15 protein-coding genes are annotated in these 21,761 nt (G+C 71.7%); 3 read left to right on the top strand and 12 right to left on the bottom strand.

The window, feature by feature from the left end; genetic code table 11:
- Window positions 1–10: 10 nt before the first annotated feature.
- From kdpB to AC1RSJ_RS01745, 6 genes are all read right to left on the bottom strand, one after another.
- On the bottom strand, window positions 11–2,167 hold the full coding sequence (gene kdpB / locus AC1RSJ_RS01770) for a potassium-transporting ATPase subunit KdpB (RefSeq protein WP_493116600.1): 2,157 nt from the start codon (window positions 2,165–2,167) through the stop codon (window positions 11–13).
- A gap of 2 nt (window positions 2,168–2,169) precedes the next feature.
- Window positions 2,170–3,861: a potassium-transporting ATPase subunit KdpA gene (gene kdpA, locus AC1RSJ_RS01765; RefSeq protein WP_493116599.1), complete on the bottom strand. Its 1,692-nt coding sequence runs from the start codon at window positions 3,859–3,861 to the stop codon at window positions 2,170–2,172.
- A complete protein-coding gene (locus tag AC1RSJ_RS01760; RefSeq protein ID WP_493116598.1) occupies window positions 3,861–3,950 on the bottom strand; it encodes a potassium-transporting ATPase subunit F in 90 nt (29 codons plus the stop codon). Before AC1RSJ_RS01760 ends, kdpA begins: the two co-directional genes overlap by 1 nt.
- A 271-nt stretch (window positions 3,951–4,221) precedes the next feature.
- On the bottom strand, window positions 4,222–5,019 hold the full coding sequence (locus AC1RSJ_RS01755) for a carbohydrate ABC transporter permease (protein WP_493116597.1): 798 nt from the start codon (window positions 5,017–5,019) through the stop codon (window positions 4,222–4,224).
- Between the two features lie 29 nt (window positions 5,020–5,048).
- Entirely contained in the window at window positions 5,049–5,975 is a 927-nt protein-coding gene (locus AC1RSJ_RS01750; RefSeq protein ID WP_493116596.1) for a carbohydrate ABC transporter permease, read from the bottom strand.
- Window positions 5,976–6,042: 67 nt separating this feature from the next.
- Window positions 6,043–7,311 carry an ABC transporter substrate-binding protein gene (locus AC1RSJ_RS01745; RefSeq protein ID WP_493116595.1) on the bottom strand — a complete coding sequence of 423 codons (1,269 nt, stop codon included), beginning with the start codon at window positions 7,309–7,311 and terminating at the stop codon, window positions 6,043–6,045.
- A gap of 182 nt (window positions 7,312–7,493) precedes the next feature.
- Between AC1RSJ_RS01745 and AC1RSJ_RS01740 the strand changes: the two genes are divergently transcribed.
- Genes AC1RSJ_RS01740 through AC1RSJ_RS01730 form a run of 3 tightly spaced genes read left to right on the top strand, consistent with a single transcriptional unit; the run spans window position 7,494 to window position 10,811 of the window.
- Entirely contained in the window at window positions 7,494–8,747 is a 1,254-nt protein-coding gene (locus tag AC1RSJ_RS01740) for a Gfo/Idh/MocA family protein (RefSeq protein ID WP_493116594.1), read from the top strand.
- A 19-nt stretch (window positions 8,748–8,766) separates the two neighbouring features.
- Window positions 8,767–9,771, top strand: a complete 1,005-nt coding sequence (locus tag AC1RSJ_RS01735) for a LacI family DNA-binding transcriptional regulator (RefSeq protein ID WP_493116593.1) — start codon at window positions 8,767–8,769, stop codon at window positions 9,769–9,771.
- A gap of 41 nt (window positions 9,772–9,812) precedes the next feature.
- The gene (locus tag AC1RSJ_RS01730) at window positions 9,813–10,811 is read left to right on the top strand and encodes an endonuclease/exonuclease/phosphatase family protein (RefSeq protein ID WP_493116592.1); all 999 of its coding nucleotides are present in this window, start codon (window positions 9,813–9,815) and stop codon (window positions 10,809–10,811) included.
- Window positions 10,812–10,892: 81 nt separating this feature from the next.
- Here the strand turns inward: AC1RSJ_RS01730 and AC1RSJ_RS01725 are convergent, their stop codons facing one another.
- From AC1RSJ_RS01725 to AC1RSJ_RS01700, 6 genes are all read right to left on the bottom strand, one after another.
- Window positions 10,893–12,335 (bottom strand): arabinose isomerase, encoded by a 1,443-nt coding sequence (locus tag AC1RSJ_RS01725; RefSeq protein WP_493116591.1) that lies wholly within the window; start codon window positions 12,333–12,335, stop codon window positions 10,893–10,895.
- Window positions 12,332–16,366 carry a hypothetical protein gene (locus AC1RSJ_RS01720; RefSeq protein ID WP_493116590.1) on the bottom strand — a complete coding sequence of 1,345 codons (4,035 nt, stop codon included), beginning with the start codon at window positions 16,364–16,366 and terminating at the stop codon, window positions 12,332–12,334. The genes AC1RSJ_RS01725 and AC1RSJ_RS01720 overlap by 4 nt, the downstream gene beginning before the upstream one ends.
- A gap of 85 nt (window positions 16,367–16,451) precedes the next feature.
- Complete coding sequence (locus AC1RSJ_RS01715; protein WP_493116589.1) at window positions 16,452–17,342, bottom strand: ATP-binding cassette domain-containing protein; 891 nt, start codon at window positions 17,340–17,342, stop codon at window positions 16,452–16,454.
- Window positions 17,332–19,155 carry a dipeptide/oligopeptide/nickel ABC transporter permease/ATP-binding protein gene (locus AC1RSJ_RS01710; protein WP_493116588.1) on the bottom strand — a complete coding sequence of 608 codons (1,824 nt, stop codon included), beginning with the start codon at window positions 19,153–19,155 and terminating at the stop codon, window positions 17,332–17,334. The genes AC1RSJ_RS01715 and AC1RSJ_RS01710 overlap by 11 nt, the downstream gene beginning before the upstream one ends.
- Window positions 19,152–20,096, bottom strand: a complete 945-nt coding sequence (locus tag AC1RSJ_RS01705; RefSeq protein WP_493116587.1) for an ABC transporter permease — start codon at window positions 20,094–20,096, stop codon at window positions 19,152–19,154. The genes AC1RSJ_RS01710 and AC1RSJ_RS01705 overlap by 4 nt, the downstream gene beginning before the upstream one ends.
- Before the next feature lie 37 nt (window positions 20,097–20,133).
- Entirely contained in the window at window positions 20,134–21,666 is a 1,533-nt protein-coding gene (locus tag AC1RSJ_RS01700) for an ABC transporter substrate-binding protein (protein WP_493116586.1), read from the bottom strand.
- Window positions 21,667–21,761 lie beyond the last annotated feature (95 nt).

The following is a 21,761-nucleotide window of genomic DNA, read 5'->3' as shown; positions in this document are numbered from 1 at the left end:
GACGCGCGGCTCAGAAGCCGGGGATGAGGCGCACGAGCAGGTCGATGAGCCAGATCCCGATGAAGGGCGCGACGATGCCGCCGACCCCGTAGACGAGCAGGTTGCGCCCGAGGGTCTTCGACGCGTTCAGCGCGCGGTAGCGGACGCCGCGGAGGGCGAGCGGCACGAGCAGCACGATCACGATCGCGTTGAAGATGACCGCCGACAGCACGGCCGACGCCGGCGAGTGCAGCTGCATGATGTTCAGCGCCGCCAGCCCGGGGAACACGCCCATGAACATCGCCGGGATGATCGCGAAGTACTTGGCGATGTCGTTGGCGATCGAGAACGTGGTGAGGGCTCCGCGGGTGATGAGCAGCTGCTTGCCGATGCGGACGATGTCGATGAGCTTCGTCGGGTCGCTGTCGAGGTCGACCATGTTGCCGGCCTCCTTCGCGGCCGACGTGCCGGAGTTCATCGCGACGCCGACATCCGCCTGCGCGAGCGCGGGGGCGTCGTTCGTGCCGTCGCCGGTCATCGCGACGAGGCTGCCGCCCTCCTGCTCCGTGCGGATCAGGGCCAGCTTGTCCTCCGGCGTCGCCTCGGCGAGGAAGTCGTCCACACCGGCCTCGGCCGCGATCGCCTTCGCCGTGAGCGGGTTGTCGCCGGTGATCATGACGGTGCGGATGCCCATGGCGCGGAGCTCGGCGAACCGCTCGACGAGTCCGTCCTTCACGACGTCCTTGAGGTGCACGACGCCGAGGATGCGCCCTTCGCCGGACGCGGTCCGGGTCGCGACGACGAGCGGGGTGCCGCCCGACTGCGAGATGCGGGTCACGATCCGGTCCAGCTCCGCACGGACGGCTGGGCTCGTCGACGCCTCACCCACCCACTCCGTGACCGCCGACGTCGCTCCCTTCCGGATCGCACCGCCGTCCGGGAGGTCGAGGCCGCTCATCCGCGTCTGAGCCGTGAACGGCATCACCTGTGCGCCGGCGGGCGCATCGACGGGACCGCCGGCGAGCTCGACGACGCTGGAGCCCTCGGGGGTCGGATCCGCGAGGGACGACAGACGCGCGGCGTCGCGCAGCTCGTGGGCGGACACGCCCGAGAGCGGAGCGAACTCGCTCGCCCGTCGGTTGCCGTAGGTGATGGTGCCGGTCTTGTCCAGGAGCAGGGTCGTGACGTCGCCGGCCGCCTCGACGGCGCGGCCGGACATGGCGAGCACGTTGCGCTGCACGAGCCGGTCCATGCCGGCGATGCCGATCGCGCTGAGGAGCGCGCCGATGGTCGTCGGGATCAGGCAGACGAGCAGTGCGATGAGCACGGTGATGCTGACGGGCTTCGCCGCGTACGACGCGATCGGGTTCAGCGTGAGGGCGACGACGACGAAGATGATCGTCAGCGACGCGAGCAGGATCGACAGGGCGATCTCGTTGGGCGTCTTCTGGCGGGAGGCGCCCTCGACGAGCGCGATCATCCGGTCGACGAACGTCTCGCCGGGCTTCGAGGTGATGCGCACGACGACGCGATCCGAGAGCAGCCGGGTGCCGCCGGTGACGGCGCTGCGGTCGCCGCCGGACTCGCGGATCACGGGGGCGGACTCGCCGGTGATCGCCGACTCGTCGACGCTGGCGATGCCCTGGACGATGTCGCCGTCGCCGGGCACGAGCTCGCCGGCCGAGACGACCACGACGTCGCCGAGTCGCAGGTCGGCGGAGGAGACCTCCTCGATCCGCGCGCCGGTCGCGCCCGCATCGGCATCCGGACGGTAGTCGGCGACCCGGCGGGCGACCGTGCTCGTCCTCGTCTGGCGGAGCGTGTCGGCCTGCGCCTTGCCGCGCCCTTCCGCGACCGCCTCCGCGAGGTTCGCGAACAGCACGGTCAGCCAGAGCCAGACGGCGATGCCCCAGGTGAAGGATCCGGGCACGGCGGTGCCGCCCGACTCGGCAGGCCCGCCGAGGAACGGCTCCGCGATCGCCAGGGCCGTGGTGAGCAGCGCGCCGACCCAGACGATGAACATGACGGGGTTGCGCCACTGGAGGCGCGGATCGAGCTTGCGGAACGCGCCCGGGAGCGAGGAGACGAGCTGCGACCACGAGAACGCGCCGCGGGGCGCGCGGTCGTCGGACTGCGGGGCGGCGGGCGCCGGACTCGGCGCGCCGGTCGGAGTGAGGGTGGTGGACATGATCAGGACAGCCCTTCCGCCAGGGGACCCAGCGTGAGAACGGGGAAGAAGGTGAGCGCGGTGACGAGGATCGTCGTCGCGACGAGCAGGCCGACGAACTGCGGGCGATGGGTGGGCAGGGTGCCCGCGGTGGCCGGTGCCTTGTCCTGCTGCGCGAGGGATCCGGCCAGCGCCAGCACGAACACGATCGGCAGGAACCGGCCGAGCAGCATCGCGACCGCGAGCGCGGTGTTCATCCAGGGCGTGTTCGCCGTGAGCCCCGCGAACGCCGAGCCGTTGTTGTTCGACGCCGAGGTGAAGGCGTACAGCACCTCGGAGAGGCCGTGCACGCCGGGGTTCCAGATGCTGGTCTTCTCGACATCCGCACGGACCGCCGGGATGGCGAAGCTCAGCGCCGTGCCGAGCAGCACGAGCGCCGGCGTGATGAGGATGTAGATGCTCGCGAGCTTGATCTCGCGGGGCCCGATCTTCTTGCCGAGGTACTCGGGGGTGCGTCCGATCAGCAGGCCGGCGACGAACACCGCGATCACGGCCAGCATGAGCATCCCGTACAGCCCGGACCCGACACCGCCGGGGGCGACCTCGCCGAGCATCATGTTCAGCATCGGCAGCATGCCGCCGAGCGCCGTGTACGAGTCGTGCATCGAGTTGACGGCGCCGGTCGACGTGCCGGTGCTCGTCGTGCCGAACAGCGTCGACCCGAGGATGCCGAAGCGGGTCTCCTTGCCCTCCATCGCGCCGCCGGCGAGCTGCGGCGCGGTGCCGTGGCCGCCGAGCTCGAGCGCGCTGAGGATGACCAGCGAGGCGAGGAACAGCAGGCCCATCACCGCGAGGATCGCGGCGCCCTGGCGGCGGTCGCCGACGATCGTGCCGAACGTGCGCGGCAGCGAGAACGGGATGATCAGCATGAGCACGACCTGGAGCAGGTTCGTCCACGCGGTCGGGTTCTCGAACGGGTGCGCGGAGTTCGCGTTGAAGAAGCCGCCGCCGTTGGTGCCGAGCAGCTTGATCGCCTCCTGCGAGGCGACCGGCCCGCCGGGGAGACTCTGGGTGCCGCCGGCGATCGTCGTCACATCCGTGAACCCGTTGAAGTTCTGGATGACGCCGCCGACCATGAGCACGATCGCGGCGACCACCGAAAGCGGCAGCAGGATGCGGAACGTGCCGCGGATCAGGTCGACCCAGAAGTTGCCGATCGTGCCGGACCTCCGGTACGCGAGCCCTCGGACCAGCGCGACGGCGACGGCGATCCCGACGGCAGCGGACACGAAGTTCTGCACCGCGAGGCCGGCGAGCTGGACCGTGTAGCCGAGCGTGAGCTCCGGCGAGTACGACTGCCAGTTCGTGTTGGTGACGAAGGAGATCGCCGTGTTGAACGAGAGGTGCTCGGACGGCGCCGCGAGGCCGAGCGAGTAGGGCAGCCACTGCTGCACCCGCTGCAGCAGGTAGACGATCAGCACGCCGACGAGCGAGAACGCGAGCACGGCCCGCAGGTACGCCGGCCAGGACTGCTCGGCGCGGCTGTCGACGCCGAGCACGCGGTAGATGCCGCGCTCGAGACGCAGATCCTTGGAGCCGGTGTAGACGCGCGCCATGTAGTCGCCGAACGGGCGGTGCAGCACGCCGAGCACGAGGACGACCGTCAGCAGGGAGAGGACGCCGAACAGGATCGCCGGGGCGGACGTGTCGGGCATCAGAACCGCTCCGGCTTCACCAGGGCGATGACGAGATAGACGATGGCGGCGACACCCAGCGCGGCGGCGATCAGCTCGAAGACGATCACAGCTTCTCCACCGCCGTTCCGACGAGGGCGACGATCACGAACAGGGCGATCGCGCCGAGCACGTAGACGACGTCGAGCACAGCAGGACTCCGATCCGGGAGAGGACGAGCATCCCGATCGGGAGGCCGGGCGCACGAGGCGCGAGTCCGATGGAACACTCCCGCGGCACCGCCGGCGGCCGTCCTAACGGAAGCCATACGGCCCGCGGCGGAAGCCTCACGGCATCCCTACGCGGAGGGGGGCTCCCGCGCACCGCCGCCCGGGGGGCGGCCTACTTCTCCGCGCCGACCAGCCCGCGGACGAAGTACTTCTGCAGGAAGAGGTAGGCCACCACGACCGGCACCACCGCGATGAGCGACGCCGCCGTCGCCGCCGGGAGGTTGCTGGTCTGCAGGGAGAAGAACGAGGCGATCGCCGGTGCGATGGTCCTCGTCGACGGATCGGTCAGGATGTAGCCGGACATCGCGTACTCGTTCCAGACGCCGACGCCGGTGATGATCGCCACCGTGGCCGTCACCGGACGCAGCATCGGGATCACGACCTGGAGCAGCAGCTGGAATCGGTTCGCGCCGTCGATGAGGGCGGCCTCCTCGACCGAGATCGGCAGGGTGCGCATGAACGAGGCGTAGAGGAAGATGCTCAGCGGCAGTCCCCCGGTGACCATCACGAGGATCTCGCCCCAGTACGTGTTCAGCGCCCCCAGGTCCGCCAGCAGGCTGTACAGCGGAACGAGGATGCTCAGCGCCGGCACCATCATCAGCCCGACGATGAGCGCCAGGATGCCGCGGTTGAGACCCGACGCCCGTCTGGCGAGCGGGTATGCCGCGAACGCGCCGATCAGGCAGACCAGCAGCGTCGAGACGATCGCGATGACCGCGCTGTTGCCCATGGCGCGGAGGATGCCGGCCTGCTCGATCGCGGCTCCGAAGTTCGCCCAGTCGACCGAGCCGAACGGGAACGAGAGCTGCGGCGACAGGTCGGTCTTCGACTTCAGTGACGTCGTGAGGGCGACGTAGAACGGCACCAGCTGGATGAGGACGACGACGAGCACGAACGCGCCGATCGCCATGCCGACCAGGCGGCGGGGAAGTGCGGCATTCACAGCTGCTCCAGTCGTCGACGGTTGAGTGCGGCGTTCGCGACGACGGTCAGCACCGCGATGATGAGGAAGAGGGCGACGCCCATCGCCGCGGAGTAGCCCGCGGCCTGGTTCGCGAAGTACGTCTTGCCGATCAGCGTCGACACCGACGCGGTCGAGGTCCCCGGGCCGCCGCCCGTGAGGATCTGGATGACGTCGAACAGCTTCAAGCCGCCGATGAGGTTCAGCACCACGCTGGTCGCGAAGGCCGGCTGCAGGAGCGGCAGCACCACGAATCGGAACCGCTGGCCGGCGGAGGCCCCGTCGAGCGTCGCCGCCTCGATGTACTCGGGCGAGATGGACTGGAGCCCCGCGAGGTAGATGATCATCGACGTGCCGACGAACTGGATCGTGTTGACGGCCACGATGATCGATACCCCGGCGCCCGGGTTCGCCAGCCACGCCTGCCGTTGCCCGCCGAACGCGACCACGATGTCGTTCAGCGTGCCGTTGTTGTACTGGAACAGCAGGTAGTAGAAGGTGCCCATCACGATCGGGGAGACCAGCACCGGCAGGTAGATGATCGTGCGAGCCACGGCGCGCCCCCGCATCTTCCGATCCAGTGCGAGCGCCAGGCCGAGGCCGAGGACCTGCTGCAGGACGGTGGAGCCGATGCCGTAGACGAACGTCACGCCCAGCACGGATCGGAAGGTCTCATCCGTGAACAGCCGGGCGTAGTTGTCCAGGCCCACCCAGGCGCTCTCGGGGCTGTAGCCGTCCCAGTCCGTGAACGACAGGGAGAGCCCGCGGAACAGCGGGTAGATGGTGAACACCCCGAACAGCACCAGCGCGGGCAGGTAGAGCAGGTTCACGCTCGCGCCCCGGAACGCGCGCCGGCGGGGCGCGCGGGGCAGTGCGGCGGTTCTCGCCGGAGCGGCGGCGGTCATCGGGTCTCCTCCTCGTCGAGGCCGGGCGCGGGAGGCCGTTGATCCGGCCGCCCGCGCCCGGTCGGTGCTACTTGGACTGCTTGTACAACGTGGCGAAGTCGCCGGCCATCTTCTCCGTGCCCTGAGCCGGGCTGGTCTGCCCGGCGATGACGCCATCGGCGGTCGTCACGACGGTGTCCCACATGCCGTTCGGCAGCGAGACGCGGTCGAAGAACGGGTGCAGCGGCACTGCGCCGGACTTGACGTACTCCTCGTACGGCGCCGTCAGCGGTCCGAGGTCCGCCGTCGCGTCGGTCAGCCCAGGGGGGTTCCCGACCGCCTTCGCCAGCGCGGTCATGTTCTCCGGCTGCGCGAGGAACGCCAGGTACTGCTTCGCGACGTCGAGGTGCTTCCCGGCCTTCGACGCGCCGAAGGCGGTGTCCTCGCCGCCGATCAGGTACGGGTCGCCGTTCCCGGTGACGGGAGGCACCGGGATGTACGTCAGCTTCGCGTCGGGTGCGTACTTCCAGGCGGAGTTGATGAGCGAGTTGCTCGACAGCGCGAACGCGCCCTTGCCCTCGGCCAGGGCGCGTGCCATGTCGTCACCGGTAGCGGACGTGTAGTCCGGGTTGGTCCACCCGTCGGTGCGCATCGTGTTCAGCACATCGAGGAGATCCTGGTAGGCCCCGTCCTGGAACTCGCCGGCGGAGAACTCGTCGAGCTGCTTGTCGCTGAACGCGCCCGGAGCGAGCCAGTCGATCACGTTGCCGGCGGAGCCGTCCTTCGAGCCGGCGAGGTAGAACGGCGTCACCCCGGCCGCCTTCACCTTCGACGCGGCCGCTTCGACGCCGGACCAGGTGTCCAGCGTCGCGGGGTCGACACCGGCCTGCTCGAGCACGGTCGTGTTCACGATCAGCCCCGACGTGGCGGCGGTGACGGGAAGGGCGTAGAAGTGCCCCGACCCGTCCTTCATCGCCGGTGCGAGCACCTCGTTGAAGTTCTTCGCCCACTTCTCCTCGTCCAGCGGCGCGAGGAACGACCCGTATCGCAGCAGCGACCATCCGTGGGTAGCCCACAGGTCGGGGGCGTTGCGGGCCGCGAGGCGGACCTTCATCTGGGACTCGTAGTCGTTGCCGCCGGTCTTCAGGTCGATGGTGACACCGGGGTGCTGCTTCTCGAACGCGGCGGTCTGGGTCTTCAGCACGGCGTAGAGGGGCGAGTCCGACGACTGCGCCGTCTGGAACTCCAGGGTCTGATCGCCGGATCCGGAACCGGATGCGCTGCATCCGGACAGTGCAGCCGCGACCGTGACCGCGGCGCCGGCCGCAACGAGCGCGGCGAGGGAACGTGACTTCATCGTCGTCTTCTCCAGGGGAGTCGGAAGCGGCCAACCGGCCGTGGTCGGGAAACTTACCCGAGTAAGTTCAGAACGGCAAGCCTCGCGATTGCAGGGTTGACGCGGGTAAGTCGTGATGTGAGACTGACCGACCGACGCGGTCACGCCGATGCGGCCGCGCGCACGACGAAGGGCCAAGATCCATGGCATTCACCCTCGGCATGGTCGGCGCGGGACAGTTCTCCGCCCACTTCGCCTCCCTGTTCCAGCTGCATCCGGGCATCTCGGCCGTGTACGCCACCGACGTCATCCCGGCGCGTGCCGAGAAGCTCGTCCGGGACGTCGGACTCGCCGGCACGTATCCCGACCTCGACGCGATGCTCGCCGATCCCGGCATCGACGCCGTCGCGATCTTCACCCAGCGGTGGACCCACGGTCCGCTCGTCGTCCGCGCCCTTCGGGCCGGCAAGCACGTCTACTCCGCCGTGCCGATGGCGGTCACCGCAGACGAGATCGCCGAGATCATCACCACCGTGGAGGAGACCGGGCTGACCTACATGATGGGCGAGACCAGCGAGTACAACCCGGCGACGGTCTTCGCGAGGAAGAAGGTCGCCGACGGCGCGTTCGGACGGGTCTTCTACCTCGAGGGCGACTACCTGCACGACATGGACCTCGGCTTCTACGACGCCTACCGCTTCAGCGGCGGCGACGACTGGCGCGCCACCGCCTCGTATCCCCCCATGTGGTACCCGACGCACTCCATCGGCGGGGTGCTGGGGGCGATCCCGCAGCACGCCACGAGCGTCAGCTGCATCGGCATGCGCGACCACCTGGACGACGGCGTGTTCGACGAGTCGGTCAGCATGTTCGGCAACGACTTCTCCAACATGACCGCGCTGTTCGAGCTCAGCGAGGGCGGGTCGATGCGCATCAACGAGTTCCGTCGCGTCGGATACCCCTCGCACCTGCGCGAGAGCCGATTCCGCTTCTTCGGCACCGACGGCAGCTTCGAGCAGCTGGCCACCACCTCGCTCTGGCAGGACAAGCACGGCGCCACCGACGTGTCCGAGCTCATCGCGACGAGGCCCACGCTCTCCGAGGACGACCCGCTGCTCGCCGATGTGTCGCCGGCGCTGCGCAGCGCGTTCGTCAGCGGCCATGCCCCAATCCACGACGACCTCACGGTCCGGCTCCCGGACAGCTTCGCGGTGGCCCCGAACGGGCATGAGGGCAGCCACCAGCTGCTCGCGGACGACTTCATCCACGCCGTCAGCACCCGCACCCTGCCGACCGTCAACGCCTGGGTCGCGGCCCGCTACACGCTCCCGGGGCAGGTCGCGCTCGAATCCGCACGTCGCGGCGGCGAGCGGCTCCCCATCCCCGACTTCGGCGACGCCCCGGTCCCGGTCGGCAGTCCGCTGCCCGCCGCCGTCGCACTCGACGCCGTACAGTGACCGCGAGGAGGCGGATCGCGTGAGCAATGACCCCCAGCTCGGTCGGAAGGCGACCCGGCGCGACGTCGCGCTTCGAGCGGGTGTCAGTGACGCGGTCGTCTCCTACGCGCTGAACGGCGGCGGGTCCGTGGCACCGGCGACCGCCCGCAGGGTCCTGCAGGCGGTCGCCGAGCTCGGCTACCAGCCGAACCTGTCCGCCAGAGCTCTCCGATCCGGATCCACGCGCACCTTCGCGCTCATCGCCCCTGGTGGTGAGAACCGGGTGTTCACCAATCCGTTCTTCACCGAGTTCGCCTCGGCCGTCGAGGACAGCGCGTCCGCCCGCGGGTACGCGCTCCAGATGTCCTCCACCGGCACGAGCTCCATGCTGCAGCGCGTCAGGGACTTCGCCGCCCGGCAGGTCGACGGAGTGCTCATCGTCCCCGGCGAGGCGGTCGAGCCCCAGCGCCTCGACGCCGTCGGCGTGCCGTGGCTCCAGCTGAACATGGCCCGTCCGGTGGCCGGGGTCCACAGCATCGGCCCCGACCTGCTCGCCGGAGCCATCACGGCCGTGCGCCATCTCCTCGACCACGGGCACCGCGACATCGCGTTCCTCGGAGAGACCTTCGAGACCCCGCCGGAGCTCCGCCATGTCGGCTGGCTCCAGGCGTGCGAGCAAGCCGGCGTCGACTCGCGCGTCGCCATCGCCACCCCGTTCACCCGCGAGGGCGGCTACGCCTCCGGGAGGCTGCTGACGCAGCTCGCCAACCGCCCGACCGCGGTGTTCGCCGCGTCGGACATGATCGCCCTCGGCCTGCTGCGCGCCCTCCACGAGGCCGGCCTGCGAGTGCCCGAGGATGTCGCGGTGGTCTCCTTCGACGGATCGTGGGAGGCCGAGTACGCGTGGCCGTCGCTGACGTCGCTGCGGCAGCCCATCGAGAAGATGGCGGAGGCCTCCGTGTCGCGGCTGCTCGACCTCGGCGAACCCCGCCACGAGAGCTTCGTCGGCGAGCTGGTGCTCCGTCACTCCTGCGGCCCCCACTGACCGCAGAACGGCGATCCGCCGGAACCGGCGATGATGGTCGCGTGGACACCGGAGTCACGACCACCCTGACGGTCTTCGCCTTCAATCTCTGGCATGGCGCGACGCGCGTCCCGGACGGGGTGGCGCACGCCGCCGCGGTGATCCGGGAGGTCGGCGCCGACATCGCGCTGCTGCCGGAACGCGGTGAGGCGACGACGGCCATCGCGCACGCGCTCGGTTGGGTGCCGACCGGCGAACACGCGGCGACGGACACCGATACCGGTGTGATCTCGCGCCTGCCGATCATCGAGCGGGCGCCGGTCGGCGAGCGCTGGACGAAGGTCGTCGTCGATGTCGACGGCACCGAGGCGGCCGTCTACGGCGGCCACCTGGAGTACCGCTGGTACGCCGAGAACCTGCCACGCGGCTACGGCGCGGGCGGCCCGTCGGCAGGGACCCCGCCGGCGTGGTCGGCCTGGGGCCGGCTCGACGGCCCGGTCACCGACGTCGACGCGATCCTCGCCGTCGATGCGCGTTCCGGCCGGGTCGAGAGCGCGCGCGAGCTCGTCACGGACGCCGCGGCCGAGCGGGCACGGGGTCGGCTGGTCGTCGTCGGCGGCGACTTCAACGAGCCGTCGGCCCGGGACTGGACGAGTGCGACCGCCGACCGGGCCGACCATCACGGCGCGGTCGTGCCGTGGCCCACCACCCGCGTGCTCGAGGATGCAGGACTCGTCGATGCCTGGCGGGCCGCGCACCCGGATCCCGTCACCCACCCCGGGTACACCTGGCCCGCCGGAGCGTCTGCAGCAGACCTCGCCGACCTCACCTGGTCGGCCGAGGCCGACGAGCGCGACCGGATCGACTTCGTCCTCTTCGCGCCCGATCGCCGCCTCGAGCTGACGGAGGTGCACGTGGTCGGGCCCCGCACCTCCGTCGTGCGCGGCGCCCGCGTGATCGACGAGAGCGCGGACGACATCGTCGAGACCCGCGCTGTCTGGCCGAGCGATCACCGCGGCGTGCTCACCCGCTTCGATGTGACCGGTCCGCCGGTCGCCTGAGGCAGACCGACTCACCCGCGCGCGAGCTCCTCTGCTGCACGACGTGCCGGGGCACGTCGCACGGCCGCCGGCAGTCCGCGCTCAGACCCGGCGGAACGGAACCCCGAGGAGGTCGGCGACGGCGCGGTAGTCGGACGCGCGGTGCCCGATCGACAGCGACCAATGGTGGCCGATGCCGGTCTGGCTCCACTCGTCGACCCACTCCCCCGGGTCGCGGGCGAAGTCGACGCGCGACGTGGTGTTGCCGATCTCCAGCAGCGGGCCGGGTACGACCTCGCCCTCCGACGCGATGAGCGCGAGCGTGCCGTCGCGGTCCTGGCCGAGGCCGAGCAGGGTCACCGGGCCGTGCCGCACGTCGAACTCCACCGACACGCCCCAGCCGCGCTTGCCGTGATAGACCCCGAGACCGCGGAGCAGCGGGTCGCGGGCCGACACGGCGAGGTGCGCGGGACCGTCGTGCCCCATCTCGACCACGCCGGACTCGAAGTCGAGGGCCTGGATCTCGCAGAACGAGCCGCCGGCACCCGACACCTGGGTGATGAGCTGCGCCACCGTGGTGCGCAGCTCGTACTCGCCCGACGCGGGGATCCCGCGCGCGGTCAGCAGGGATGCGCCGAGGATCATGCCCGCGGCGAGGCGCTCGTGCTGCTCGCCGTCGAGCCCGCGGTGGTAGTAGGCGAGGCTGTCGAGCTCGAAGTCGTCGACGAGCCGGTCCAGGCCGACGGAGACCCGGGCGCCCCACGCGAAGTCCTCGTCGTCGACCGACGGGTCGACGTCGAAGATCTCGCGGGCGAGCGACACGCGGTCGTCGGCCTCCCGCGTCGTCACCGACTCCACGCGCTGGCGGAGGTCGTCGAACTCGAGCACCTCCACGTGCGAGCCGAACGTCGTCGGCAGCAGGGTGAGGTCGGTCGACACGTCGAGCATGCCCGGGTAGAGGTGCCCCATCAGACCGTGCCGCGCGCGGCGGAGTCGTGCCCGCACGTCGGCGGCCCGCACCCAGGCGCCGATGCGCTGCCACGCCGACTCCTGCCGCAGCCACCCGGACACCGACCGGAACGGGATGCCGGCGCGACGGAACACGTTGCCGATCTCCGGGATCGGGCACTGTCCGCAGAACGCCAGCCAGTCTCCCGTGCCGAACGCGGCGTGGTCCATCCGCTCGGCGGGCTGCAGGTCGATGACCAGCACCGGCGCACCGGTGCGCTGGGCGATGGGCAGCACCATCGAGGAGGTCAGGTACGTGGCGACGAACATCACGAGCAGGTCGCAGTCGGCCTCCCGCAGCCGCTCGGCGGCGACGCCGGCCTCCTGCGCGTCCGAGACGAACCCGGCGTCGACGATGTCGGCATCGAGCGCCCGGAACCGCTCGGCGACGTACGCCGCCGAGCGTTCCAGCTGCGGCAGGAGGTCGGGGAACTGCGGCCAGTAGGCGCCGAGCCCGCCCGAGACGAGCCCGATCCGGGTCGCGCGGCGCGTGCGGACGGGCAGCAGCTCGGCCGCCTCCGGTCGTGCGGTGGTCATCGGATCTCTCCTCCGGTCGCGGCGGCCGGACCGGCTGAGGCCGGGCGGCGCTCGAGGCGCACCGGGCCGTACAGGCCGGTGCGGAGCTGGGACGGCACGTGGAACGAGCTCTGCGTCGCCTCGGCGTAGCGCGGCCCGAGGGTGCCGAAGAGGGTGATGGCGATCTCGTGGCGCCCGGCGCCCGGCGCCGACAGGTCGAAGCGGTAGGGAGCGCAGAACGCGGACGCGACCCTCGCGCCGTCGACCTCGATCGCGACGGCGCCGCGGAGGCGCCCGAGGTCGAGGTGCAGCGCGTCGCCGTCGGTCTCGACCTCAGCGACGTACCGCACCGCGCCACTCCAGCTCGCGAGGCCCTGGTCCGACCAGTCCTCGAACCGGGCGGGCGCCGTCGCCGTGCGCACGACCAGCGGTCCCGCCCACGCCGCGCCGGCCGCGGCGAACGGCCGCGGCGGCAGCTCGACCCGCAGCAGGGCCGGTGCGTCCGGCACGACCGCCGGGCGGACGGTGCGGCCGTCGAGGATCGCGGGCACGCCGTCGACCTCCGCGGCGGCGGCATCCGCCGTCAGCTCGACCGATACGGTGCCGGCCGGAAGGAGCGCCTCGAAGACGGCCGGCCGGGGCTCCACCGAGACCGCGGCCTCGACGGCGACGGAGGGCTCGCCGAGCTCCGGCGGTCCCGTCAGCCAATGGGCAGCCGGCAGCGGGTGCGGCCGCCGCGCCGCGCGGGCGTGCGTGGTGCCGCCGCTCCGCTCCGGCAGCAGCACCACCGGGCCCGCGTCGGCGCCCACCGACCAGCTCCGGTCGCTCACCACCGCGACCGCGCCGTCGCCGGCGGCGAGCACGAGGTCGACGAAGAGCGGCGTCGTCGCGCGCACGTCCTCGGCGATCACGACCAGCTCGTGCGAGCCGGCCGGCACCGCGCCGAGCTCGTGTGTGAAGTACATCGGGATCTCGCCGAGACCGCCCTCGTAGTACTCGACCTTCTCCTGGCGTGCGACCGGCCGGCCGTCGAGCAGGACCGTGAGCGCGTTGGGCGCGCCCGTCACGATCCGGGCGGACGCGGCCGCGGCCGGGAGCTCGAACGCGCGGCGGAAGGTGGCCGTGCCGCCCTCGATGCCGCGGTCGCCGGCGCCGATGAACTCGGGCCGCGGAACTCGGCGACCGGCACGGTCGACGGCGAGCGCGACCGTGATCCGAGACGGAGCGCGGCCGCCCGCGGCGAGCGCGTCATCGCCCTCGATCGCGTACTCCAGCACGGCGACGCGCTCCGCGAGCCGGACCCGCACGGTCGTGTCGTACCCGTCGTCGTCCGCCTCGAGGGCGTGCCCGTCGACGCGGATGCGGGTGTGCAGCGGCGCCGAGACGGTGAGGTCGTACTCCCCCGGCTCCGGCACGCGCAGGATCGTGCGAAGCGCCACGATCTCGCCGGGTGCGGGCGCGGGATGCGAGAGCTGCTCCTCGGCGATGAAGCCCTTCGGGTCCTGCCGGGAGCCCGTGGCGCCGTCGCGGCCGGTGACGGCGGAGAACCGCTGGAGCGTCCACGCCGGCTCGGTCGCGAGCGGCTCGCCCGCGAGGATGCGCTCGGCGCGCGCGGCGTCGATCGGCTCGGGCGCGTCGGCCGCGGCCATCGGACCGGCCACGAGCACCTCCTGGCCGAAGGTCACCCGCACCGGCTCGCGCGTGTCGCCGTCGACGAGGTCGAGGCTCCAGAGCTCGAGCGGGACGTCGTCCGCGCTCGGAGGCAGTGCGAAATCGCCGCGGCGGTTGTCGAGCGTCGGCACGAGGGCCTGCGTCCACTGCACCGCGACCGCGTCGCCGGTCGCCGCGGCGCGCGGATCGCCGTCCGCCGGCGCCGCGTCGTCGCGTCGGCCGGCGCGCCAGACCACCAGGGTCATCGGCGCACCGCCGTCCACCTCCACGATCGAGTCGTCGCCGTCGTCGCGCACTCGGGCCGCGGTGCGCGCCCCGGTCGCCGGATCCCAGAGCTCGGCCTCGGCGACCGGCCCCGCGATGCGCAGCTCGATCGCGTCGGCGTAGCGCGCGGCGTCGAAGTCGATGTCGTCCCAGCCCGACGCGCCCTCGCCGGTCCGCAGCGGGAAGGCGGTCGCGTTGGGGAAGGCACCGGGCACGAGCGCGACGGCCGTGTCGCCGTCGCGGCGGACGCGCACCGCGGTCGGTGCGGTGGCGAAGCGCGGCGCGGACGCGATCGCGTGCACTGCGGCATCCGGATCGGCGACGACCTCGAGCCGCGGATGGGCGGCGAGCGCCGCGACCGCCTCGTCGGCCTCGGACACCGGAGCGGCGGCGGACGACCCGCTCCCCACGGCCTGCCGGGGGGCCGACCCGACGACGACCACGCGGCCGCCGACGTCGAGGAGCGCGGTGAGTCGACGTGCGACGTCGGCGGTCATCCGCTCCACGTCGGGCACGAGCACGGTGCGGAAGCCGAAGCCGTTCACCGCGAGCGCGCCGTCGATCGGCTCCGAGCGGACGAGCGAGTCGTCGTCGACCACGTCGAAGTCGATGCCGGCGCGGTCGAGCAGCCCGGGCTGCGCGCGGAACCAGTCGTTCTTGCCGGCGAGCCGCAGGTAGGCGCGCTGCGCCGCGTCGACGCCGTGGTGCTCGGCGCCGATGTCGCCTTCGCCGAAGTGGTCGACGGGGAGGGTCGGCGGCAGCTCGGCGGAGATCGAGCTCGCCGGGTAGAGCAGCGCGACATCGACCTCGTGCCGGCCCCAGGTCATGAGCGCGCACACGCGCGCCACCGCCCGCGCGAACTGCGGGTACACGTCCCAGTACGGCTGCCGGAAGTCCGTCGACGGCGGTGCCCACTCGAACCAGCCGGCGGCGAGCCCGTAGTAGCTGGCATGCGGGTTGTAGAGCGTGCCGCCGCTGCGGACGAACGGGATCAGCCAGTCCCAGATCTCCTCGAGCGTGCCGCCCCACCCGCTCGAGTGGAACGACTCGACCCAGACCCGGCCGTGGTCGTAGAGGTCGGCCATCGAGGAGTGCACGCGGGCGTCGCCCTCGTGGTCGCTGCCGACCGCGTCGAACCAGCGGTGCGTGGCGAAGTAGTCGCCGTAGAGCTGCAGACTCTGAGTCGGGATGCCGGCGCGCGCCGGATTGGTCTGGTCGGCGCCGAGCAGCATGCCGCGCTCGCGGTGCCATTCGCCCATCGGACGGAAGAAGGCCTCCTCGGCGAGCGTCGTGCGCACGCGGTGGTAGTCGGCCCGCACCCGCGCGGCGGCATCCGATCCCTCCTGCCACAGGGCGGGCATGACGTCGAGCAGGTCGTAGCCGGTCTCGGCGACGAAGCGGTCGGCGAACCCCGCCGACCAGGTCGGCATGGCGGGGAGCTCATCCTGGAAGCTGCCGACGATCGTGCTGCCGAGGTGCTCGGGAACCCGGCGCTGGTACTCGCCGTGCACGAAGTCCATGAGCCGGTCGACGGCGCTCCGGTCGAGGTAGTCGAACGCGGTCTCGCGCCAGGCGACGACGCGGACTCGGGCCGGCCGGGGCGCGTCGGCGATGCGGCCGTCGGCGTCGAGCCGCCAGCGCGGCCACCCGCCGTCGTCGTCGGGCTCGGTCGACCAGACGCCGAGCAGGTGCTCGCGCGGCTCCTGCGGCACCGTGCCGTCGGACGCGACCTCGACCACGTGCGTCGCGAGCCGGCGCCCGGCGCTCTCAGGGTGGGCGGCCGTGATGCGCCCCTGGATGTTCGCGCCCGAGAAGCCGATCTGGTCGTAGAACCACAGACGCATCCCGCGTGAGCGAGCCTCGTCGCAGGCGAAGCGGAACAGCTCCCACCAGCGCTCCGAGAACCACGCGGGGTCGTCGGGCATCGCGCCGTAGGTCGGCCCGGACGGCGCGAGGTTCATGAGCACGATGTCGAAGACGCCGCCCTCGGCGAAGCGCCGCAGCTGGTCGGCGACCCCCTCCTCGGTGATCGGGGCGCCGCTCCACCACCACAGCGGCGTCGGGCCGTACTCGGTGGGCGGGGTCTCGAAGCGCTGGACGAGCGCGGGATCGAACACGGGAGTCACTCTCCGGTCGGGGTGGTGGTCGGGGTGGTGGTCGGTGCCGGGTGGCGGGCGGGGAGGCGCATGCGGCCGCCGGCGGTCACGACGCCGCCGCCGTCTGCTCGACCGACCAGGGATCGCCGTCGGCGCCGGACTGCTCGAGCAGCACCCGCTGGGATTCCAGCAGACGGTGCCGCTCGGCGCGCCGGCGCTCCTGCGCGACCGGGTCGGGCACGGGCGTCGCCGCCTGCAGCCGCTGCGTGTACGGATGCTCCGGGTGGAGCGCGATCCGGTCGGCGTCGCCGAGCTCGACGATCTCGCCGCCGAGCAGCACCGCCGTGCGGTCGCTCATGTGCCGGACCACGCCGAGGTCGTGGCTGATGAAGAGGTAGGCGACGCCGGTGCGCTCCTGGATCTCCTTGAACAGCGCGAGCACCCGCGTCTGCGTGGTCATGTCGAGCGCGCTGGTCGGCTCGTCGCAGATGATGAGCTCCGGCTCGAGCGCGAGCGCCCGCGCGATCGCGATGCGCTGCCGCTGGCCGCCCGAGAACTCCCGGGCGAGCCGCGAGCCGGCGTCGGCGGGGAGGCCGACCGCGTCGAGCAGCCGGGCGACGGTGCCGCGGGCGTCGCGACGCCCGACGGCGCGGAGCGGCTCGCCGAGGATGTCGGCGATCGTCATCGACGGGTTCAGCGACGAGTAGGGGTCCTGGAAGACGACCTGGATGCCGGCGGCCTCACGGCGCCGGCGGGCGCGCGGCATGCCCGAGATGGTGGTGCCGCGGAACTCGATCGACCCGCCCGTCACCGGTGCGAGCCCGAGCACCGCCCGCCCGATAGTGGTCTTGCCCGACCCGGACTCGCCCACGAGGCCGAGCGTCTCGCCGCGGGCGACGTCGAACGAGACGCCGCGGATCACCGGCACGGTGCGGCGGAACCCGGCGGGGAACGCGACCTCGAGGTCCCGCACGCGCAGGAGCGGCTCAGGCGACACGGTCGTCCTCCTCCGGGCTCATCGTCGCGGCGAGCAGCTCTCGCGTGTACGGATGCTGCGGGCTCGCGAACAGCGTCCGCACGTCCGCGGTCTCGACGACGCGGCCCTCGCGCATGACGCTCACCGTGTCGCAGAGGTCTGCCACCACGCCGAGGTTGTGGGTGACCAGGATCATGCCGAGTCCGCGCTCGTCGCGGATCTCGCGCAGCAGGTCGAGCACGTCGGCCTGGATGGTCACGTCGAGTGCGGTGGTCGGCTCGTCGGCGAGGATCAGGTCCGGATCGGCGGCGATGGCGCCGGTGATGAGCACCCGCTGGGCCATGCCGCCCGAGATCTGATGCGGGTACAGGTCGAACACGCCCTTCGGATCGCGGATGCCGACGCGCGCCAGCAGCTCGAGCAGGTGGCCGCGCGCCTGCTGCCGGCTCAGCGTCGTCGCGGCGCGCAGCCCGACCACGAGCTGCTGCCCGACCGTCAGCGTCGGGTCGAGGTTCGACATCGGCTCCTGCGGCACGTACGCGATCCGGCGGCCTCGCACCGCGCGGAGCGCGGCCCGGTCGCCGAGCAGCTCGGCGCCGTCGAAGCGCACCGAGCCCGCCGCGATCGCCTCCCTGGGCAGGATGCCGAGGGCCGAGAACACCGTCTGCGACTTGCCCGACCCCGACTCGCCGACGAGACCGTGGATCTCGCCGCGGCGCACGGTGATGTCGACGCCGCGCACGACCTCGCTCACCCCTGCGGCCGTCGGGTAGGCGACATGCAGGTCGCGGATCCGCAGCAGCGCCGCACCCGCGTCCGGCGTCGAGGCCGGCGCATCCGGGGACGCCGGACGGCCTTCGACCGCGCCCTCCCCGCCATGCCCGTCGGACCCTGCGACGAGCGACGCGCGCACCGCCGCCCGCTCGGCGCGCCGGAGGGCGCGCGGCGCCGACGACACCTGCAGCACGTCGCGCAGCGCGTTGCCGAGCAGCACGAGGGCGAGCGTGGTGATGCTGATGAGCAGGGTCGGCGCGACCACCGCGCCCGGGTTCGTGTAGATGCCCTGGAACGACGACTGCAGGATGCCGCCCCACGACGCGTCGCGCGGGTTGCCGAGCCCGAGGAACTCCAGCCCCGCCTGGATGCCGATGCCGGCCGCGAGCACGAACGAGCTCTGGATGATGACGGGCGCGCGCACGGCGGCGAGCACGTGCCGGAAGATGATGCGCAGGTCGGAGAGCCCGCTCACCCGTGCCGCGTCGATGTACAGCTCCTGCCGCACCTGCACCACGACCGCCCGCACGAGCCGGTAGTACGACGGCGCGATGAGCAGGCCGAACACCGCCATGGCCAGGAGGATCGACGGCCCGATCACGGTGTAGAGCGCGATCAGCAGCACCGTGCCGGGCAGCGCGAGGATCACATCCGAGATCCAGCCGGCGAGGCGCTCGGTCCAGCCGCCGAAGAAGCCGGCGAGCAGCCCGGCCGTGACGCCGACGAGCACCGACACCACGAGCACCACCACGCAGGCGAGCATCGTGCCCCGGGTCGCCCAGAGCAGCCGGGAGAGGATGTCGCGGCCGGCCGCGTCGCCGCCGAGCACGAAGTCGCTCGTGAACGGCTTCGCGTTGGTGAGCTCGATGCGGGTGAGGTTCTGGTCGAACGGCGCGATGAGGGGCGCGATCACCGCGACCACGACGATCGCGGCGAGGAACACCAGGCACACGACCGCCAGCGGGCTGCGGAGGATTCGGCGCACCAGCGACGAGCGGCGGGGCGCCTCCGCCGACAGGGCGGCACCGGCCGAGCCGGCGGCGATCTGCTCGACGCTCATGCGGCCGCCCTCGCCTTCGGGTTGATCCATGCCGCCACGAGATCCGCGAGCAGGTTGACCACGACCACCACCACGATCGTGAAGAGCACGCAGCCCATCACGGCCGGGATGTCGCCCTGCTGCGCCGTGGAGACGGTGAGGTCGCCGACGCCGGGGAGGGCGAAGATCCGCTCGATGAGCACGACGCCGCCGAGCAGGCCGATCGTCTGGAGCCCGAGGATCGTGAGCCCCGGGCCGGCGGCGCTCCGCAGCACGTGGCCGAACACGATGCGGCGCTCGCTGACGCCGCGGCTGCGCAGCGTGCGCACGAAGTCCTGGTTCAGCACGTCGGCGACGGCCCCTCGGAACTGCTGGGCCGACCCGCCGACCGATCCCACCAGCACCGACAGCACGGGCAGCACGAGAGCCACGAGCCAGCCGCCCACGCTGACCGACGGCGACACGTAGCCCGTCGCCGGCAGCCAGCGCAGCGACACGGCGAAGCCGAGCACGAGCAGGATCGCGACGATGAACCCGGGCACGGCCGACCCGAGCACGCTGAGGAACTGCAGCACGCGGTCGATCCATCCGCCGTAGACGGCCGCGGCGACGCCGACGAGCACGCTCACGACGGCGGTGAGCAGCAGGATGATCGCCGCGAGGCTGGCCGTGACCGGCACCCGTGTGGCGAGCATGCTCGTCACCGGCTCCTGGGTGAAGTAGCTCTGGCCGAGCGACCCGCTGAACAGGTCGCCCAGCCAGTGCAGATACTGCACCAGCACCGGCTGGTCGAGCCCGAGCTGCACCACCTTCTCGTGCACGGTCTCCTGCGTCGCCTCCTTGCCGAGGATGGCGCGCGCGATGCCGGGTCCGTTGCTGAAGATCAGCACGAAGGTCGTCAGGGTGACGACGACGGTCAGCACCACCGCCGATCCCAGCCGACGCGCGATCAGGCGCAGCATGACTCGCCGTCCGCTCCCCCGGCATCCGACCCGGACGTCACTTGCGGAAGTCCCAGAGGTTCGGGATCAGGTGGAACTGGTCGGTCTGGGTCGGCGAGATCGACTTCGACGTCAGCGCAAAGTAGCTCGAGGTGTCGACCCACGGCGCGTACCAGGCCTGATCGACCACGTACTCGTTGATCGCCCGGTAGTTCTCGTCGGCCTCGTCGCCCTGCAGCGTCTGCGCCTGGTCGAGCAGCGGCTGCAGCTCGGGCGACGCGGTCTTGCGCACGTTCCAGATCGAGTCCGGCTGCAGCGACTGCACGATGTCGAACAGCGAGTCGGCGGTGCCGAGCCCCACCGGGAACATCGGGAAGTCGCCGCGCAGGATCTTGTCCTGCGCCGTCGGGCCGGAGATGGTGACCTGGTCGACCGTGATGTTCAGCAGCTTCAACTGCTGCACGATCATCGGGTTCACCTTGCTGGCGCTGCCGTCATCGCTGGCCTGGTTCGGGATCTGGACCGTGAAGCCGTCCGCGTAGCCGGCGTCTGCCATGAGCTGCTTCGCCTTCTCGACGTCGTAGGGGTACTTCGCGTCGAGGTCCTTCACGTAGGCGGTCTCGTTCGGCGTGAAGATCTGCGTGATCGGCGTCGCATCGCCCTGGAACAGGCCCTTGGCGATCGCCTTCCGGTCGAACACCATGTTGATGGCCTGGCGCACGCGAACGTCGCCGAGCGCCGGCACCGTGTCGCCGGCGCGGTCCGCGATCACGAGCCCCTGCCAGCCGGAGAGGTGCTTGAGCACGTGGAGGCCGGACGAGGCGGCCTGTCCCGCCGTCGACTGATCGATCGCGGCGCCCTGGATCTCGTTCGACCGCAGGGCGTTCAGCCGCGCGTTCACGTCGGGCATCACCTTGATCACGAGGTTCTGGTACGGGTAGTTCTTCGCGTCCCAGTAGTCCTTGCGCTTCGTGTACGTGTACACCGACCCGGAGGTGGTCTTCGAGGTCACGAGCTCATAGGGGCCCGAGCTGATCGGGTCGGTGCCGACGCTCTTGCTCTCGAGCTGCTTCGGGCTCGCGACGATGCCGGGGGCGAAGCACATGAACGTCGGCAGCTGCCCGGTGGGCACCTTGGCCGTCAGTACGACGGTCGAGTCGTCGGGCGTCGTGATGGCGAGGTCTTTCACGCGGCCCGCGTCGCTGCCGCCGCCGGTCTGCATGTGCGCGATGGACGCCTTCACGGCCGCCGCGTCGACCGGCGAGCCGTCGGAGAACGTCATGCCGTCGCGCAGGTGCATCGTGAGCGTGGTCGCGTCGTCGCTCATCTCGTAGCTCTTCGCGGCGGCCGGGTTCACCTTGCCGTCCTGATCGCAGCGGAGCAGCGTGTCGTAGACGGCGTGCCAGCGCCAGATGAGGTCGCCCGCGCTCGACTGCAGCGCCGGATCGAGCGACGGCGGGCGGCCGCCGACGGCGAGCGTGAGGGTGTCGGTCGGCGCCGACCCGCCCGCCGTCGTGCAGGCGGTCAGGCCGGTGGCCGCGATGGCGAGTGCGCCGATCGCGACGGCGATGCGGCGGATGGTTGCAGGCACGTCCACTCCCTTGTCAACGTGATCCCGGGTCCGACGTCGGTGCCGGCCGGGGCTCGATTTAATCGATTAAAATCCAGAGTGCACGCGGTCGCCCG

The organism is Schumannella sp. GW821-FHT10F01, from assembly GCF_058809295.1.
Note: the sequence above shows the minus strand (reverse complement) of the source record. Positions and strands in the feature narration are given on the sequence as shown.